Below are 18649 nucleotides of genomic sequence, written 5' to 3' on the forward strand. Positions count from 1 at the left end.
AACGACCGGATGAGGGAGCCGTATGAATTTTCACGCGATCAAGGCCATTTACCTGTTCGAGCTGCACCGCACCTGGCGCACCCTGCTGCAGAGCATCGCTACCCCGGTGATTTCCACTTCGCTGTACTTCGTGGTGTTCGGCTCGGCCATCGGTTCGAGCATGACCGAGGTGCAGGGCGTCAGCTACGGCGCCTTCATCGTGCCGGGGCTGATCATGCTGGCGCTGCTCACCGAGAGCATTTCCAACGCCTCGTTCGGCATCTACATGCCGAAGTATTCGGGGACCATCTATGAGCTGCTCTCTGCGCCGATTTCCTACCTGGAGATCCTCATCGGCTTCGTCGGTGCGGCGGCCACCAAGTCGGTGATCCTCGGCCTGATTATCCTGGTCACGGCGCGCCTGTTCGTCGACTTCGAGATCGCCCATCCGCTGGTCATGGCGCTGTTCCTGGTGCTGACGGCGATCACCTTCAGCCTGTTCGGCTTCATCATCGGCGTGTGGGCTGACGGCTGGGAGAAGCTGCAGGTGGTGCCGGCGCTGATCGTCACGCCGCTGACCTTCCTCGGCGGCAGCTTCTACTCGATCAGCATGCTGCCGCCGCTGTGGCAGCAGGTGACCCTGTTCAACCCGGTGGTGTACCTGATCAGCGGCTTTCGCTGGAGCTTCTACGGGGTGTCCGACGTCAACGTGGCGGTCAGTCTGGGCATGACCCTGGGCTTTTTGCTGCTGTGCATCATCACCGTGGGTTGGATGTTCAAGACCGGGTATCGCTTGCGTCAGTGAGGGGCAGGAGTTCCCGAGAAGCGTAGGGCGGGTGAAACCCGCGGATTTTCACCCGGCCTATGGACTGCTGCTGTGCATCGTTACCGTTGGCTGGATGTTCAAGACTGGGTATCGGTTGCGCCAGTGATGGCGTAGAACACGGGGCTTTCATATCGCGTTTTGTTCCGATTCATTCGGGTTGGTAGGCCATCATTCATTTGACCCCGGTCCGCAGAGTGGAGTGGTAGCCAGGCTGGGTATAGCAACCCTGCTGAATAGGAATCGGCAACCATGCCCCAGCCAACCTGCTCTCCCACGAGGTCTGCATCCTCTCGTGTTTCCGCTGTATCTGGCCGCGCGCTTCTGTCTTTTGCTGGCGGGCATTACGGTATTTGTCCCGAACGGGCCAATGCCACGCCATCCGATTCAAGGACGAAGCGTTTCCACAGGGCCAAGTGGGCAAGCGGCGGGGCACTGCTGCTGGCTGCCGCCCTGGGCCTGCCGGGATGCACGCCCAACTCCAATACCGGCACCACCAACGTCATCTCGGACATCTCCTTCGGTGGCCGAACCCATCGCCCGAGTGATTGCTTCAGTGATGAGCCATCCAACCCGCCGCGGAATTGCTCCGCAGCTGAGCTCGAGTCCCTGCGCTTCGCCGAACTGGGTACGGAAATCAATGCGAGCCCCCTCGGGGCCGGTAGCTGTAGGCAGGCTTCGATTAACTTTGGCGATGGGAGCCCGACGCAGGTCTTCTTCAATCAGCGCCTGGATGGGCTGTTTCTCGTTAACCACACTTACAACGGCTGGCCCGGCAAGAAGCTGGTTCGGGTAAACAGCCAGGTCGATTGCCTGGGCAGTGTGAGTAAAGATATCGCGGTGGGGATCGGGCCCGATGGCCGCGAGGATTTCAGGTTCGGCTTCTGCGTCGGTCCGCAGTGCCAGGTGCCAGTCACCACCACGGTATGCATTCCCGTGGTGTCGCCAACGGGGCCCATGCCAGATATCCGTAGGGGCAGCGGCGTGCGTATCACCACCAATGGCCGCACGATCGATTACGGATCTGGTCATGTTTTCGACGCCAGCGGCGACCCGTCGGTGCTCACCCCAGCCGGCTATCTCTTTACCGATCGCAGGAAGTTCTCGCTGGTGTACCGCATTGGCTCCCAGAGTATTCAGGGCGAGGCCGGTTCGGTGAGTTTCATCGCGAATCAAACGGCGCCGCTGGAGATATGCATGAACGATAACCCCAGCCTGCTGACAGACAACCGCGGCAACATGCTGCTCACCATTACCGTGAACGAGCGCAGCGCTCAATAATCCTCGCCTGAATGCAGTCAGGCCTTGCGAGCAGGGTAGGCCTGGCTGTACCGACAAGAGCGATGGGCGTGCGGGTCAGCACTCGATGATATTCACCGCCAACCCGCCGCGTGCCGTCTCCTTGTACTTGCTCTTCATGTCCGCGCCGGTGTCGCGCATGGTGCGGATTACCCGGTCCAGGGAAATGAAATGCTGGCCATCGCCGCGCAGGGCCATGCGCGCGGCGTTGATTGCCTTGATCGAGCCCATGGCGTTGCGCTCGATGCACGGCACCTGGACCAGGCCGCCGACCGGGTCGCAGGTCAGGCCGAGGTTGTGCTCCATGCCGATCTCGGCGGCGTTCTCCACCTGCTGGATGGTGCCGCCGAGCACTTCGCACAAGGCGCCAGCAGCCATCGAACAGGCCACGCCGACTTCACCCTGGCAGCCGACTTCGGCGCCGGAGATCGAGGCGTTCTCTTTATAGAGGATGCCGATGGCGGCGGCGGTGAGCAGGAAACGCACCACGCCGTCGTCGCTGGCGCCGGGCACAAAGCGCCGGTAATAGTGCAGCACCGCCGGGACGATGCCGGCCGCGCCGTTGGTGGGCGCGGTGACCACGCGGCCGCCGCTGGCGTTTTCCTCGTTGACCGCCAGGGCGTAGAGATTGACCCAGTCCAGCACCGTCAGCGGGTCGCGCAGGCTGGCTTCCGGGTGTTCGCTGAGCTGGCGTTGCAGCGCGGCAGCGCGGCGACGGACCTTGAGCCCGCCGGGCATGATGCCTTCGTTGCGGCAGCCGGCGCTGACGCAATCCTGCATCACCTGCCAGATCTTCAACAGCCCGGCGCGGGTTTCCGCTTCCGGGCGCCAGGCTGCCTCGTTGGCCAGCATCAGCTGACTGATCGACAGGTGGTGCTCGCTGCACAGGGCCAGCAACTGCTTGGCGCTCTTGAACGGGTAGGCCAGTGGGGTCTGGTCTTCGACGATGCGGTCGAGGCCGGCGGCCTCTTCGTCGACCACGAAGCCGCCACCCACCGAGTAGTACTCGCGCGAGCGGACTTGCAGGCCGGCGGCGTCGAAGGCGCGGAAGATCATGCCGTTGGGATGAAAGGCCAGGGGTTTGCGGATCAGCGCCAGGTGTTCCTTCTCGACGAAACGGATGCGCCGCTCGCCGCCCAGGTTCAGCTCGCCGCTGGCGCGGATCGCCGCCAGGCGCGGTTCGATGGCAGTGGTGTCGACTGTGTCCGGCTGTTCACCTTCCAGGCCGAGCAGCACCGCCTTGTCGCTGCCGTGGCCCTTGCCGGTAGCGCCGAGCGAGCCATACAGCTCGACCTTGAGGGTGACCGTGGCGCTCAGCAGCTGTTCGCGCTTGAGCCCCTCGACGAAACGCGCGGCAGCGCGCATGGGCCCGACCGTGTGTGAGCTGGAGGGGCCAATGCCGATCTTGAACAGGTCGAATACGCTGAGGGCCATGCCGTGCTCCTGTGACTGATCAGTCAGAAGCTTACACCCACTGGCAAGACCCTACGGTCGAGGAAGCGACCTGCAGTTGCCTTTCCTCGCCGCTGCGGCTCAGCGCTCCTTGCGCTTGCGCAGCCGCTTGCGTGCCGGGGTCTCGTTGTTCGGTACATGCAGGTAGGACAGCACGCTTTCGGTCAGTTCGGCGGCCAGCTTCACCGCCTCCTTGTTGCGCGTCATCACGGCTGCGACCAGGCTCTCGATCAGCGCCAGCACGGCGGTGTTGGAGCTGATCAGCACCGGGTGGCTGGCCGGGGCGAACAGGCAGTGGTCGGCGATGGCGGCCAGCGGCGAGGCGGGCGAGTCGGTGATGGCCAGGACCTTGGCCCCCCGTTCGAGGGAGAAGCGCGCCAGCTGCAGGGTGTCCAGCGAGTAGCGTGGCAGGGAGATGGCGAGCAGGGCGTCGTGCTCGGTGATGGTAGCCAGGCGATAGGCGGCGTTCTCGTTGCCGCCCTCCATGCTCACCGCCACCGCGTCGGCGCAATAGGGCACCAGGTTGGCGGCGGCCAGGCCGGCCATGTAGGCGCTGTTGCCAAAGCCGAGGATGTAGATGCGGCGGGCGGCGGTCAGGCTGCCGACGAAGGCCTCGAAGGCGGCGATGCTGTTGCTGTTGGCGGTGCTGCCCAGGTTGCTGCTGGCGATCTGCATCTGTTCCTGCAGGCCGAAGGTGCCATCTGGGCGATGGGCCAGCTCGTTGCGCAGCTTGTCCACCGGCGACACCAGTTCCTGCAGGGTGGTCACCAGTGCCGACTTCAGGGCGCTGTAGCCGCCCAGCTGCATGGCGCGCGCCAGGCGGTTGACCGCCGCGGCGGAGGTGGCGGTTTCCTGGGCCAGCTCTTCGATGGTCAGGGTCGCCGCTTTCAGCGGGTGACGCAGGATGAAGTCGGCCACCTTGCGCAGCGAAGGTTGCAGGTCCGGGGTGATGGCTGCCAGCTTGCGCATGACGGGCGAGGCGTAGACGGTGACGTTGCTGGGCGTGGATGTCATGCGTGTGCAGGCCTGTTCGGAAAGGGCGGTAACCACCACGAGAAGGCCGCAGTGTATCCGAAGGTGCGTTGCCGGTGGCCGAGTGCCAGCCGGTGGCCGGAACTCGGCACGCTCGAAAAGGGTGGCGTCCCTGCCAGAAACATTACCTGCCGCTTCAGTCGCTGAGCAGGCGGCCCGTGCGGATCGGCGTGGCGCCGGCGACCTTGGCCAGCCACAGGCCGGGCTGGGCGAAGCGCAGGCGTTCGCGGGCGTAGAGCACGCCGTCGGTGGTGGCGTGCACCAGGGAGCGGCGGTCGCTGATCGGGTCGAGCACTTCGAACAGCGGGTCGCCGACCTTGACCTGGGCGCCCAGCGGCTGCAGGAAGCTGACCACGCCTGGGTGTGGCGCATAGGCGTACTGGGCGCCGGCAAAAGGCGTGGCGCTGCAGGTGCTGGCGGGGATGGCCGGCCAGTTGCCGCTAAGTAGTCCCTGGTCGGCGAGGAAGGCGAGGATCGCCTCGGCGTCACGGCTGGCACGTTGCGGTTCGGTATCGGCCATGCCGCCCAGTTCGATGGTGGCGGTCAGGCAGGCCAGCGGTACGGGGGCGCCGGGAAAGGCCTCGGCCAGTTGCAGCCAGGGCGCGGCGCAGGCTTCGTCGAAGGATTGACCGCCGGAGTCTTCGGCCAGCAGCACCGCCTTGGCCTCCAGGCGCGCGGCCAGGCCCTGTAGGCGTGGCCAGGCTTGCGGCAGGGCGTAGAGCAGCATCACCGACTCGAAGTCGCAATGCAGGTCGAGCACCACGTCGGCGTCGCAGGCGTGTTGCAGCAGCAGGCGCTGCAGGCCGTCGAGCTGCGATTGCGGCTCGGGCAGCTGGCTGATCGCACGGCGCATGGCCTGGCGGATCAGTTCGATGTTGCGGTCCGCGTCATCGCCCAGCTGGCCTTGCAGGCTGTGGATCAGTGGCGCAGCCAGGTTGGGAAAGTCGCGGTTGAAATTCTTGCCGCTGGAGAAGTCGAAGCGGCCCTGGTGGGTGGCCTGGAACATCTGCGCCAGGCCGATAGGGTTGGCGGCGGGGACCAGCTCGATCACCCCGCGCAGGCAGCCGGCGTTTTCCAGCTCCTGCAGACGCCGCTTGAGTTCCACTGCGACGCGCATGCCCGGCAGCTCATCGGCATGCAGGGCCGCCTGGATATAGGCCTTACGCGCACCGCTGCCGAAACGGAACACCGACAGGTTGCGCTGTGTACCGAGACCGCTCCAGGGCAGGGAATACTCAAGGTGTTGCATGTTGCTTCCTTGGAGCCTGTGCCTCTGTGCGCGACGCGGCCGGGCCTTCTACGAGGATTTGGCGGGTGCGCGGGCGGGCAGGCTCGGCGAGTGAATGAGGAGTCTTATTATGCAGTGTACCCGGCGCTGGGCCGGGTGCACGGTGTGGACGGGAGTTACTGGCCGTAGATGTCGTAGGTGAAGTACTTGCCCTGGATTTCCTGGTACTTGCCGTTGCTGCGCAGGGCGGCGATGGCGTTGCTGAATTTCTCCGCGGTGGCGGCGTCGCCCTTGCGTACGGCGATACCGGCGCCATTGCCGAAGTACTTCTGATCGTTGAAGTCCGGGCCGACCAGGGCGAAGCCCTTGCCGGAGTCGGTTTTCAGGAAGCCTTCGCCGATGTTGACCACGTCGGCCAGGGTCGCGTCGATGCGGCCGGAGGCGAGGTCGAGGAAGGCTTCGTTCTGCGAGCCGTAGCGCACCACCTCGATGCCCGCTTCGGCGAATTTGTCGCTGGCGTAGCGATCATAGGTCGAGGCGCGCTGCACCCCGACTTTCTTGCCCTTGAGGTCGACCAGCGGGTCGTTGATCACGCTGCCGGCCTTCATCGCCAGCTTGCCGGGGGTGTGGTAGTACTTCTTGGTGAAGTCGACCGACTTCAGGCGGTCCGGGGTGATCGACATGGACGACAGCACGGCGTCGACCTTGCGCACTTTCAGGGACGGAATCAGGCCGTCGAAGGCCTGCTCGACCCACTCGCACTTGACCTGCATCTGTTCGCACAGGGCGTTGCCGATCTCGTAGTCGAAGCCGCTGATCTTGCCGTCCGGCGTCTTGAAGGCGAAGGGCGGGTAGGCCGCTTCGATGCCGATACGCAGATCGGCTTCCTCCGCCTGGACCATGGCGCTGAATGCGGTAAGCGCCAGGGCGCCGAGAAGTGCGATTTTTTTCATTGTGATGACTCCTTTAAGTGGCGATTGAGCTCGTCGGAGCGGCCTGTGGCCGTCTGGCGGGCGGTGCTGCTTCGCGCGCTGGCGAAAGGTGCAGCAGGAACCTTGTGGGCGCCTGCCCTGTCGTGGCTGCCTCGGTACAGCAAGCCCAGCAGTAATTTGTAATTGAGTGACACGTTTTTGTTCGTTAACGGTACTTATAAGAAAAAAACGTGTCAATCAGGATTCATCTGTGGATTGTGTGCGTGACGCAGCGAATCCGACTTAAATAACTGTTTAATAGTGATTTTGTTAGATATTTCCTGATCATTTGGTCGATTAAATGACCTGATTCGGGGGTTGCTTGTCGCTTTTTGTTGATATACAAGATTTCAAAAATATGATTATTTGAAAAAAAACATTCAGTGCGGTTGCGCCCCGTCGAGCGGGTTTCGGGGCAAGGGAGTGGTCGGTGCGCGGTTGGCGTGCCGGGGTATCAGGAGGATGCGCTGGGTCTGCTGGGCTGGGCCGTCAGGGCCCGTGGTATTCACTACAAGAAGAGCAACAAGAATGACAATGCAGCCGAAACGTGGCGCCCTGGTCGCCGCCCTGATCCTTTGCGGTTTTTCTGCGCCGGCCCTGGCCGATGGCAACCTGCTGGCCGTGGGCGGCATGCTGCGCGCCAGCAACAGCGCGGTATACGAGAAGCTCATCGAGCTGGCCGGCGGTGCCGACCAGGCCCGCATCGCCATCATGCCCACCGCCAGCGGCAGCCTGAGTTCGAGCAAGCGCTTCCAGGGCGAGCTGCAGGCCCTGGGCGTACCGGCCGCGCACATCAGCATCGTCGGCATCGACAAGCAGAACTACCAGACCAGCATGAACGACCCGGCCGCGGTCAAACCGCTGACCGAGGCGACCGCCGTATGGTTCGTCGGCGGCGACCAGGCGCGTATCGCCCGCGCCCTGTACAACGCCGATGGCAGCGAGTCGCTGACCCTCAAGGCGGTGCGCCAGGTGTTCGCCAAGGGCGGCGTGGTGGCGGGCAGCAGTGCCGGTGCGAGCATCCTCGGTGCGACCATGCCGACCGCCTACGGGGTGGTCATGGACACCCTCGACTTCGGCGTCGCGCAGCAGGCCGACCAGCGCGGTACTGCCCTGCTCAAGGGGGCCGGGCTGTTCAAGGCCGGCATCATCGACCAGCACTTCGACCAGATCGAGGAAACCAGCAGCGGGCGGGCCGCGCGCATGGCCAGTTACCTGGTGGGCCAGCAACCGGCCAAGGGTTTCGGCCTGGATACCAACACCGCGATCTGGATCAAGCCCGATGGCCAGCTGGAAGTGCTCGGCGAGGGCTACCTGACGGTGATGGATGCCAGCCAGGCCAGCAAAGATTTCGGCGTCTACGGCACGCGTCTGCAGAACGTGCGCCTGGCCATGCTCGGCCATGGTGATCGCTACGACCTGAACAGCGGCGAGGTGCAGCCGGCCGAGGGCAAGGAGGCGATCGCTGCCGGCAATGAATACCTGGTCGGCAACCAGCTGCTCACCGATCTCTCCGCCGTCTCGGCCATGTCGCGTGCCGTGCTCTATGGTCTGGCCGACAACACCGCCACCCGCCAGGTGGGCCTGATGACCCGCTACAACCCGGCCAACGGCTACCACTACGGCTACCGTTTCGAGTTCAGCGAAACCGAGGGTTTCCGCGCCCACAGCCGCTTCCAGGATTCCCTGACCAACTACACGGTCAGTGGTGTGCGCCTGGATATCACCCCGGTCGATGCGGCCCTGCGCGACCCGGCGCGCAGCACGCCGCAGGATGTCGGCAGCAGCCGCTGGCCGCAGGCGGTGCGCGCGGTGACTTTCCGCGGCCTGATGACCAGCGATGCCAGCAACCGTTTCGAGCCCAAGCGCGCGCTGACCCGTTTCGAACTGGCCAATGCCCTGCAGATGACCCTGGCCGCCGAACCGGCGCTGGACAAGCTGCCCAAGCTGGTCGACGTGCCGGCCGAGCATCCGCTGCGCGAGCAGATCGAGGTGGTGCTTTCCAATGGCTGGCTGCAGGCCGATGGCCGCTTCGAGGGCGAGCGCGCGGTCACTCGCCAGGACTGGGCGCTGGCCTGCAAGGCGCTGGTCGAGGGCTTCGCCAAGACCAGCCTGGTCCAGCGTGCCGAACTGCAGGATGTGCAAGGCCTGGATCCGGCCGTGGCCGAGGCCGCGGCGCTGACCGTCGGCGCCGGCTGGCTGAGTGCCGAGCAGGGCCGCTTCGAGCCCGAGCGTGTGGTCAGCCGCGAGGAAGTGGCCTACAGCCTGGCGCGCCTGCTCGGTCTCGCCAAGCCGTCCTGACTCCCTGAAACAACCTTGATTTCGCCCTGCTGCGGCAGGGCGAGCGGGGCCCTTTGTGCCCGAGAAAAGCAAGTCGAGAAGGTGCTCATGCAATTAACCCATCTGGAGTTGTTCGCCCTGGACAAGCTGCTGCACGACCACGAGCCCGCGGTGGAGGCCCTGAAAAGCCCGGTCGCCACGGTGCTCGAACGGGTCGAGACGCCAGCCGGCTTCTACTCGGTGATCCAGCTGCAGCAGCGCCTGGCCAATGCCGGTGAGCTGTTGGAACGCGAGTGGAAGTTTCGCCTCAAGCGCCTGAAAAGCGCGGGTTACTTCGTCTGCTGGCTGGATGGCGAGTCGACGTTGTGCCTGGAGGCGGTGATCAGCAGGGGCGTACGGCCAGCGGTGTTCACACCGGAACTGTTTGTCTGACCGGGTCGGCAAAAACCTGAAGCCCTGTGAGGGGCTTTCCAATAACACTAAACGGAGTAAGTCATGAATCTTGTAAAACTGAGTTGTCTCGCGCTGGCCATCAGTGCCGCCAGCACCCAGCTGGCGCTGGCGGGCCAGGCCGATGCCAAGGGCTTTGTCGAAGACAGCGAGCTGAGCCTGCTGAACCGCAACTACTACTTCAACCGCGACTTCAAGAACAAGCCGGACAGCCAGAGCTACCGCGAGGAGTGGGCGCACGGCGTGATGGCCGAGTTCGCGTCCGGCTTTACCCAGGGCACCGTTGGTTTCGGCGTCGACACCTACGGCTACATGGGTATCAAGCTGGACAGCGGCCGTGGCCGTACCGGCACCGGCCTGCTGCCGATCAGTGACGAAGGCCGTCCCCAGGACGAATACGGTGAAACCGGTGGTGCGGTGAAGCTGCGCGTCTCCGAGAGCGTGCTGAAGTACGGGGAAATGCGCACCGAAGCGCCGGTGTTCGCCACGTCTCACAGCCGTCTGCTGCCGGAAACCGCCACCGGCTTCCATGTCACCAGTGGTGAGATCGAGGGTCTGTCCCTCGAGGCTGGTCACTTCACCGCGTACAACAACCGCAACTCGACCAACAGCGATGACGAGCTGAACCTCAACTACGGCAGCGGCGAGATCGGCCAGACCCTCGACTTTGCCGGTGGCTGGTACAGCGTCAACGATGACCTGACTCTCGGCTTCTATGCCTCGCAGTTCGACGAGACCTGGAACCAGTACTACGGCAACCTCAACTACAACCTGGCGATCAGCGAAGGCCAGAGCCTCAACTTCGACTTCAACCTGTACCAGACCAACGACACCGGCGATGCGCTGCAGGGCGACATCGACAACACCACCTTCAGCCTGGCGGCTACTTACGCCCTGGGTTCGCACAGCCTGCTGCTGGCCTACCAGGCTGTCGATGGCGACACCCCGTTCGACTACGTCGGCGGCGACTCGATCTTCCTCTCCAACTCCATGCAGTACTCCGACTTCAACGCGCCGAATGAGAAGTCCTGGCGCATCGGTTATGCCTACGACTGGAGCGAAATGGGTGTGCCGGGCCTGACCACCAAGGTCACCTATGTCAAAGGTAGCGACATCGATGGCACCGACGCCGACGTCAACGGCGGCTATGTCGGTTACTACGGCGCCGACGGTGAGCACAGCGAAACCGACCTGGACATCAAGTACGTGATCCAGGAAGGCCCGGCCAAGGATCTCTCCGTGCGTCTGCGTCAGGCGTTCCACTATGCCAACGGCGACCAGGGCGAGGGCGATATCCACGAGTTCCGGGTCATCGTCGACTACCCGCTGAGCATTCTGTAACGCGTCACCCAGCCCGTGGTCGTGCAACCCAGGGTTGTGCAGCCACGGCCTGCAGCCGTTTTTCTTAAGGTCTGCTCCGATTGCTCCTTTGACCTTACGGCGCCCGTATGGCGCCGTTTTTTTCCGGTAGAGGGCACCTGGCAGTACCGGCCGACCTGCAACAAGGAGGCGTGAATATGCGTGCGTACGGGTTGTTATCCGGATTGTTAATGGCAGGGTTGCTGGCCTTCACGGTCCAGGCGGAGCCCCTGCGAATCGCCATGGAAGGACAGTTTCCGCCCTTCGAGGAGCTCGATCAGAACGGTCAGCTCAAGGGCTTCAATGTCGACATCGCTCATGCCCTGTGCGAGCAGATGAACACCGACTGCCAATTGCAGCGGTTCGCCTGGGACGACCTGATCCCGGCCCTGCAGGAGCGGCGCACGGACCTGATTCTGGCGTCCATGTCGATCACCGAGGAACGCCTCAAGCAGGTGGACTTCACCGCGAAATATGCGCAGACGCCGGCGTTCTTCTTCGCCCGCGCAGGCGCCATCAACGAAGTCATCATCACCCCACGGCGCATCGGTAACCGACGCCTGGGTGTGCAGCGTGGCACCACCTATGACCGCTACCTGAGCGAGCGCTTTGCCAAGCATGTGGCGATCGAGCGTTTCGACAGTGCGGCGGCCACCTACCAGGCGCTCCACGCAGGGCGCGTCGACCTGGTGCTGGACGATGCAGTGTCCGGTTACTTCGGTTTCATCGATACGGCCAACGGTGCCGGCTTCGAGCGGGTCGGCAATGCCGTGGTCGCACCGAAGTTCTTCGGCAAGGGCCAGGGCATTGCCCTGCGCAAAGGTGAGGAGGCGCTCAAGGTCCGCTTGAACCGGGCGCTGGTGGCCATTCTCGATAACGGCGTGTATGCGCGCATCGAGAAGCAGTACTTCAAGCAGTTCAGCGTGTATTGAGCGGCCACCACGGCCGTGTACCTGGCAAGCAATTCCGTTCTACGACAACCCACAACAGCAGTGCAGAAACCCCCAACAGTTCAGAAGCCCACAACAACAGTTCAGAAACCCACAGCCACAGTGCAGGCAACTGCACGTCTCGGAGAAATCACGATGACGATAAGAAAGAAGGTATGGCGTTCCGCGGTTCTACTCATCGCCCTGTTGCCCGGACTGGGGCAAGCGGCCGGTGCTCTGTTGCTGGTCGGTGGCGGCCTCAAGGATGACAACGCGGCCATCTATCAGCGCTTCATCCAGCTGGCCGGCGGCACTGGCCAGGCCAAGATCGGCGTGATCACCGCCGCTTCCATTCCGGAAAGCCAGGACCCGGATGCCGGTACCGCCGATGCCGCCAACTCGCGGGCCAATGGCGAGTATTACGCCAATCTGTTGCGCAGCACCTATGGCGCAGCCAATGCGCAGTGGATTCCCATCGATCTGGACAATATCGCCAACAGCAGCAACCCGACGGTGGTCAGCCAGATCAATGGCATGACCGGCTTCTTCTTCGGTGGCGGCGACCAGTCGCGCCTGACTCAGGTGCTGCAGACCAGCAGCCGCGCCGATACCCCGGCGCTGGCGGCGATCCGCGCCAAGTACAACGCCGGCGCCGTGCTGGCCGGTACCAGCGCCGGCACCGCGATCATGGTCGACGGGCCGATGGTCACCGGTGGCGAGAGCTACGAGGCACTGCGCTACGGGCCTTACACCACGCCGTCGGGTGATGACCTGGCGTATGACCCGCAGGGTGGCTTCGGCTTCTTCAACTACGGCCTGCTGGATACCCACTTCAGCGAGCGCGGTCGCCAGGGACGCATCGTGCGTCTGGCCGACTACACCAACGTGCCGTTCGCCTTCGGCGTGGACGAGAACACCGCTCTGCTGGTGCAGAACAATGCCAGCCTCGGCCAGGTCGAGATGGAAGTCATCGGTGCCGGCGGCGTGTTCGTCTTCGACCTGCGCAATGCCGAGCTGGGCAGTGGCAGCACCTGGGCCCTGTACGACGTGCTGGCCAGCTACCTGACCCGTGGTGACAAGTACCGTCCGCAGACCGGCCAGTTCGTCATCGGCAGCGGCAAAACCAGCCTGCGCGGCCGTGAGCAGTACAGCGCGGCGCTGACGGCTACCGGCGACATCTTCAGCAGCCCGAACAACAGCGGCGCCGATGGTCGACGCAAGCCGCGCGAGTTCGTCAAGGTCAGTGCCGATCTGTTCAACAGTCGCTCCACCAGTACCCTGGGTCGCACCTATGAAACCAACCCGCGCTATCGCGTCGATCTGATCAAGAGCACCCAGTTCGACAGCCATGGCTACAAAGGCACCGTGGGCGGCCAGAGCCTGACCTCCTACCTGCGCCTGCTGGTCGATATACGCCTCAACTGATCTTCCCTGACTGATCTTCCCTCCTGCCTGGCCGGGCTCTCTGGTCGGGCACTCTGACGCGGGGTGCCGGCATTTCGGCGCCCCGTTCAGGTCTCGTGAAAATATTTAACTAGTTGGTCAGGAAGTGCCGCTTGGCTGCGAATTGGTCACGCGCAGATTGGCGCGCTTGTGGATTTGCGGCACACTTTTTCCGGCAGTCGAGACATTTAGGCGCATGATGACTGCGTAAAAGCCCAGTGCGCGCGTATCAGTAACTGGCTGATTGCCACTATCTGCCGCATCAAGCAGGATCGCCGCCCTCGCCGCGTCTGGTACAACCAGTGGCGGCACGCGAAACGTACCCAACCAGGGAGAGGTGGTACCCGATATTGCAGGGGCAGAAGACCCCGTCTGAGGAGTGAGAACATGCCCGCGCGGGTTGTATTGGTCGATGATCACGAATTGGTCAGAGCTGGAATTCGCTCGCTGTTGCTGGAAGCTGGTTATGAGGTGATCGCTGAGGGGAGTGATGGCGATCAGGTCGAGGCGCTGGTGGAGACGCATCGTCCGGATGTGCTCTTGCTCGATCTGACCATGCGCCGCTGCTCCGGTCTGGAAGCCCTGAGCGTCGTGCGTTCGCGCTGGCCCGAGCTGCCGGTGATTCTGCTGTCGATGCACGACACCCGCGACTATGTGATCAAGGCCATGCAGATGGGCGCCTCGGGCTACCTGCTCAAGGACGCCGCAGTGATCGAGCTGAAACTGGCGCTACAGGCCGTGCTCGATGGTCATCGCTACCTCAGCCCGCGGGTGGCGGGGCAGGTGATCGATGCTGCGGCCGGGGTAGGCGAGACCGCACCGCTGGAGCTGCTGACCAATCGCCAGCAGGAGGTGCTGTACTGGCTGGCCAAGGGCAAGAGCAACAAGGAAGTGGCTTTTATCCTCAACCTCAGTGTGAAAACCGTCGATACCCACCGCGCGCAGATCATGGATCGCCTGGCAATCCGCGATCTAGCGGGGCTGGTGATGTATGCCCTGCGCCGCGGCATCATCAAGCTGGACGAGTGAATGTCCGTTCATCGGATGGGTAAAACTACCTAGGGGCGCCCGCCAAATCACTGATAAGGATTTTGACGCCAATTTAATAAGCTCCGGCAGTAATTTACGGCGATGGCAGTTTGCCATCCGCCGCCGGCCAAAATCTCAGCTACCGTTAATCCAGTGAGTCGGCCTTCCTGCTGCAGTGCGCGGGTTGGCCCAAGGCCAAAAAATAACAATAAAAGGGGATTCGCTCGAACCCCTTCCGCTGCCTGGAGAATCATCGATGGTCACGAGTTCGCGGCTAATCGCCCATGCCCCGCGTTCCTGGCTGTTTGCCGGCGTTCTATTGATCCCTCTTGCCTGTGTGCTGCTGGCTGCTACCTGGTGGCACGGTGCGCTGGTAGCTCTGCTGTTGCTGGCCTGGCTGTGGTTGTTCCTCAATAGTCCGGCCGTGGCCCAGGCGCCCACTGTTGACCCAGATGCAGCGGCCCTGGCGCAGACCCAGACCAGCCTGGTGGCGCTGCGTGAGCTGCTGGATGCCGTACTGCCACTCTGGGTGCGGCATATCGAGCTGGTGCATGGCCAGACCTACCAGGCGGCCGAAGGCCTGACCTCGAAATTCATCGGTATGAGCCAGCAGATCCACCAGGTACTCGATCTCGGCGGTGGCGAGGATGGCGCCGGGGTGTTCGAGGTGCTGCGCCATGCCCAGGTCGAGTTACCGCGTGCGGTGAAGATGCTCGATGACACCAGTGACGAGCGGCAGCGCTTCCTGGTCGAGATCCGCGAACTGAGCGGCTTCGTCGGCGAGCTGCACGGCATGGCCGAAGACGTGGCGAAGATCGCCTCGCAAACCAACCTGCTGGCCCTCAATGCGGCGATTGAAGCGGCGCGTGCCGGCGAGTCCGGGCGTGGCTTCTCGGTTGTCGCCGACGAGGTGCGCAAGCTGTCGTCGATGTCCGGGGAGACCGGGGCGAAGATCACCGAGAAGGTGCAGGGCATGGGCCGTTCGATGGAGTCCATGGTGGCGCGGGCCGAGCAGATGGATGTGGTCAGCCAGAACACTATTAAAGCGGCGGAAAATATCGTCGGCCAGGTACTCAGTGAGCTGGCGGCCGGTGTCAGCCAGCTCGAACAGCGTCTGCAGCTGCTGCAGGGCAACAGCCGCGAGGTCGAGCACACGGTCAATGCGGTATTGGTCGACCTGCAGTTCCAGGATCGGGTCAGCCAGATCATTTCCCATATCACCGACGACATCCAGCGCCTGCAGGGCTGCATGGGCGATGAGCAGGTGCCGTCCAGTCGCGACTGGCTGAGGCGTCTGGAGTCCAGCTATACCACGCTGGAGCAGCAGCGCGCGCACAGCGGGCAGGCCGCGGCGGGCGTCGAGCAGTCGTCCGTGACTTTCTTCTGACTATCTGAACGGAAACAGGAATCTCGTAATGGGCAAGACCGTATTGGTGGTGGACGACTCGACGAGCTTTCGCCAGGTCGTCGGCATCGCGCTCAAGGGCGCCGGCTATGACGTGGTGGAAGCCTGTGATGGCAAGGACGCGCTGAGCAAGCTGGATGGTCGCAAGATCAACCTGATTGTCTCCGACGTGAACATGCCGAACATGGACGGCATCACCTTCGTCAAGTCGGCCAAGTTGCTGCCGGCCTACAAATTCACCCCGGTGATCATGCTCACCACCGAGGCCGGCGAGGCAAAGAAGGCCGAGGGTAAGGCCGCTGGCGTGCGTGCCTGGGTGGTCAAACCCTTTCAGCCGCCGGTGCTGCTGGATGCCGTGTCCAAACTGATCCTGCCCTGAAAGGTTGCGCAATGAGCGAAATCCATGGTCGCGAAGAGGCGGGGCGCTACGTCGCCGCCGTGCAGGGCGAGTTCAATATCTATAGCGCGGCGCAGCTCAAGGACGAGCTGCTCGGCGTGCTGAACAGCCATAAACAGCTGGATATCGACCTCGGCGCGGTCGAGGATTTCGACAGCAGCGGCGTGCAGATACTGTTGATGCTCAAACGTGAGGCGCAGCGCCAGAAACGCAGCCTGACTTTCGTGCAGCACGCGCCGAGCGTGCGCGAAGTGCTCGACCTGCTCAACCTGGTTGCCGAGTTGGGCGATCCGCTGGTCATCCCGTTGGACGCCACCGGAGGTCGCCCATGAATCTGGATCAAGCCCGTGGCGCCCTGGTGCAGGAAGGCCGCGAACTGCTCGGGGCGATGGAAGACGCGCTGCTGGAAATCGAGAACGACGGCTACAACAGCGAGCGGGTCAACGCGATTTTCCGTGCCGCGCATACCATCAAGGGCTCGGCCGGGCTGTTTGGCCTGGAATCGCTGATCAACTTCACCCATGTGGTGGAAAGCCTGCTGGATGAGGTGCGCAACGGCGAGCAGATTCTCGACGGGGCGATGCTCTCGCTGTTGCTGACCTGCGGCGACTATATCGGCAGCCTGCTTACCGCTGTCGAAGAGCGCAGCGAAGCGAACGAACCCAACCCTGGTTTGCGGGCGCATCTGCTGGCACAGCTCAACGAATACCTGCAGCCGGCTGTTGCCGCCACCGAGTCTGTCCCCGAAGCCACCGCCGAGCTGGTTGCCGGCACTGCGGTATCCGAAGTACAGGCGACCGGGCGGGTCGATGTCATGGAGGGCGAGGCGGTCAGCAGCGACCTCTGGCACATCTCCCTGCGCCCTAATAGCGACGTGCTGCGCAACGGCATGGACCCGCTGTCGTTCCTGCGCTATCTGGGTAAGCTGGGGCGCATCGTCTACATCCATACGCTGACCGACCAGGTGCCGGACGCCGCGGGCTTCGATGCCGAGACCAGTTACCTGGGCTATGAGCTGGAGTTCGAGTCCAGCGCCAGCAAGCAGGAAATCGAGGATGCCTTCGAGTTCATCCGCGAAGACAGCCAGTTGCTCATCCTGCCGCCGCACAGTGCCATCGATGCCTATATCAAGCTGATCTCCAGCCTGCCGGAAGCACCGGGGCGCCTGGGCGAAATGCTGGTGCGCAGCGGCGCACTGACCACCCACGAGCTGCAGCGTGTGCTGGAGCGGCAGAGCAGCGGCCGGCAACCGGCACCGCCCTTGGGCACCCTGCTGGTCGAGGAGCAACTGGTGGCGCCGCCGGTGGTCTCGGCGGCCCTGCACAAGCAGAAGCAGAGCGAAGAAAAGCGCAGCCAGGAACAAGTATTCATCAAGGTCGAAGTGGGCAAGCTCGACCAGCTGATCAACCTGGTCGGTGAACTGGTGATCGCCGGTGCCGCCGCCAGTCTGTCCTTGCGCCAGGGCGATCCGGCGGCCATGGCCGAGGCCAACGAAGGCGTGGCCACCCTGGTGGAACATATCCGCGACGCCAGTCTGTCGCTGCGCATGGTCGCCATCGGCGAAGTGTTCCAGCGCTTCCCGCGGGTGGTACGCGATATCAGCAAGGAACTGGGCAAGGACATCGAGCTGCTGATCACTGGCGCCGACACCGAGCTGGACAAGTCCATGGTGGAGAAACTTGCCGACCCGTTGATGCATATTGTGCGCAACGCCATGGACCACGGCATCGAACCGGCGGATACCCGCCAGTCGTATGGCAAGACCGCGCGTGGCCTGCTGCGCCTGAACGCCTTTCACGAGTCGGGCAGCATCGTCATCGAAGTCAGCGACGACGGCCGCGGCCTGGATCGCGAGCGGATCCTCGCCAAGGCCATCGAGAAGGGCCTGGTGCAGGCTGACCAGGTACTGAGCGACGCCGAGGTCTATCGGCTGATCTTCGAACCAGGCTTTTCCACCGCCGCCCAAGTCACCAACCTGTCCGGGCGTGGCGTGGGCATGGATGTGGTGCGGCGCAATATCGAACAGCTGCGTGGCGAGGTCGAGGTACTCAGCGAGTTCGGCCAGGGCAGCACGGTGCGCATCCGCCTGCCGCTGACCCTGGCAATCATCGATGGCTTCCAGGTCAAGGTGGCCGGCGAGGTGTTCGTCCTGCCGCTGGATCAGGTCATCGAGTGTGTCGATCTGGGGGCGCAGCAGGACCTCCACGAGCTGTTCAACCTGCGTGGCGAGGCGCTGCCCTATGTGCGCCTGCGCGAGCTGTTCGGCCTGGAGACCGCTGTCGATGGGCGCGCCAGCCTGGTGGTGCTGCAGTTCGGCGCCAGTCGTGCCGGTGTGGTGGTCGATGAGCTGGTCGGCGAGTTCCAGGCGGTGATCAAGCCGCTCGGGCAGATATTTGCACGCAACAAGATTCTCAGCGGCTCGACCATCCTCGGCGATGGCAGCGTGGCGCTGATTCTCGATGTCCCCCAGCTGATTCATCGGGCGAGTCACGCCGTTGTTTCGGCAGGCAATCTTAGCAATGGCCCACTCAAGGCCGAGTCCCCAGCAGTAGTTTCGACCTACTAAAGGAACG

16 protein-coding genes are annotated in these 18649 nt (G+C 63.4%); 12 read left to right on the forward strand and 4 right to left on the reverse strand.

Annotated features, from left to right (window positions below; genetic code table 11):
• Positions 1 to 22: 22 nt before the first annotated feature.
• Positions 23 to 784, forward strand: a complete 762-nt coding sequence (locus tag HNE05_RS03760; protein WP_173203490.1) for an ABC transporter permease — start codon at positions 23 to 25, stop codon at positions 782 to 784.
• Positions 785 to 1054: 270 nt separating this feature from the next.
• Positions 1055 to 2083: a hypothetical protein gene (locus HNE05_RS03765; RefSeq protein WP_173203492.1), complete on the forward strand. Its 1029-nt coding sequence runs from the start codon at positions 1055 to 1057 to the stop codon at positions 2081 to 2083.
• A gap of 75 nt (positions 2084 to 2158) precedes the next feature.
• Here HNE05_RS03765 and HNE05_RS03770 read toward each other — a convergent pair whose 3' ends face one another.
• The 4 genes from HNE05_RS03770 to HNE05_RS03785 form a co-directional block, all read right to left on the reverse strand.
• Positions 2159 to 3535, reverse strand: a complete 1377-nt coding sequence (locus HNE05_RS03770; protein ID WP_173203494.1) for an L-serine ammonia-lyase — start codon at positions 3533 to 3535, stop codon at positions 2159 to 2161.
• Between the two features lie 99 nt (positions 3536 to 3634).
• The gene (locus tag HNE05_RS03775) at positions 3635 to 4567 is read right to left on the reverse strand and encodes a MurR/RpiR family transcriptional regulator (RefSeq protein ID WP_173203496.1); all 933 of its coding nucleotides are present in this window, start codon (positions 4565 to 4567) and stop codon (positions 3635 to 3637) included.
• Between the two features lie 154 nt (positions 4568 to 4721).
• Positions 4722 to 5834: a succinylglutamate desuccinylase/aspartoacylase family protein gene (locus HNE05_RS03780; protein ID WP_173203498.1), complete on the reverse strand. Its 1113-nt coding sequence runs from the start codon at positions 5832 to 5834 to the stop codon at positions 4722 to 4724.
• Between the two features lie 155 nt (positions 5835 to 5989).
• Positions 5990 to 6766 carry an ABC transporter substrate-binding protein gene (locus HNE05_RS03785; RefSeq protein WP_173203500.1) on the reverse strand — a complete coding sequence of 259 codons (777 nt, stop codon included), beginning with the start codon at positions 6764 to 6766 and terminating at the stop codon, positions 5990 to 5992.
• Positions 6767 to 7318: 552 nt separating this feature from the next.
• Between HNE05_RS03785 and HNE05_RS03790 the strand changes: the two genes are divergently transcribed.
• The 10 genes from HNE05_RS03790 (at position 7319) to HNE05_RS03835 (ending at position 18642) form a co-directional block, all read left to right on the forward strand.
• Positions 7319 to 9085 carry a cyanophycinase gene (locus tag HNE05_RS03790; protein WP_240008811.1) on the forward strand — a complete coding sequence of 589 codons (1767 nt, stop codon included), beginning with the start codon at positions 7319 to 7321 and terminating at the stop codon, positions 9083 to 9085.
• 87 nt (positions 9086 to 9172) lie between these two features.
• Positions 9173 to 9496: a hypothetical protein gene (locus HNE05_RS03795; RefSeq protein ID WP_173203504.1), complete on the forward strand. Its 324-nt coding sequence runs from the start codon at positions 9173 to 9175 to the stop codon at positions 9494 to 9496.
• 63 nt (positions 9497 to 9559) lie between these two features.
• The gene (locus HNE05_RS03800) at positions 9560 to 10855 is read left to right on the forward strand and encodes an OprD family porin (RefSeq protein WP_173203506.1); all 1296 of its coding nucleotides are present in this window, start codon (positions 9560 to 9562) and stop codon (positions 10853 to 10855) included.
• A gap of 260 nt (positions 10856 to 11115) precedes the next feature.
• Complete coding sequence (locus HNE05_RS03805; protein ID WP_240008812.1) at positions 11116 to 11805, forward strand: transporter substrate-binding domain-containing protein; 690 nt, start codon at positions 11116 to 11118, stop codon at positions 11803 to 11805.
• Between the two features lie 153 nt (positions 11806 to 11958).
• The gene (locus HNE05_RS03810) at positions 11959 to 13227 is read left to right on the forward strand and encodes a cyanophycinase (RefSeq protein ID WP_173203509.1); all 1269 of its coding nucleotides are present in this window, start codon (positions 11959 to 11961) and stop codon (positions 13225 to 13227) included.
• 405 nt (positions 13228 to 13632) lie between these two features.
• A complete protein-coding gene (locus HNE05_RS03815) occupies positions 13633 to 14274 on the forward strand; it encodes a response regulator (protein ID WP_173203511.1) in 642 nt (213 codons plus the stop codon).
• A gap of 256 nt (positions 14275 to 14530) precedes the next feature.
• Entirely contained in the window at positions 14531 to 15661 is a 1131-nt protein-coding gene (locus tag HNE05_RS03820; RefSeq protein ID WP_173203513.1) for a methyl-accepting chemotaxis protein, read from the forward strand.
• 28 nt (positions 15662 to 15689) lie between these two features.
• Entirely contained in the window at positions 15690 to 16058 is a 369-nt protein-coding gene (locus HNE05_RS03825) for a response regulator (protein ID WP_173203515.1), read from the forward strand.
• An 11-nt stretch (positions 16059 to 16069) separates the two neighbouring features.
• Positions 16070 to 16408, forward strand: coding sequence for an STAS domain-containing protein (locus HNE05_RS03830; protein ID WP_173203517.1), 339 nt, complete (start codon positions 16070 to 16072; stop codon positions 16406 to 16408).
• A complete protein-coding gene (locus HNE05_RS03835; protein WP_173203519.1) occupies positions 16405 to 18642 on the forward strand; it encodes a chemotaxis protein CheA in 2238 nt (745 codons plus the stop codon). The genes HNE05_RS03830 and HNE05_RS03835 overlap by 4 nt, the downstream gene beginning before the upstream one ends.
• Positions 18643 to 18649 lie beyond the last annotated feature (7 nt).

This window comes from Pseudomonas campi (assembly GCF_013200955.2).
GTDB lineage: Bacteria > Pseudomonadota > Gammaproteobacteria > Pseudomonadales > Pseudomonadaceae > Aquipseudomonas > Aquipseudomonas campi.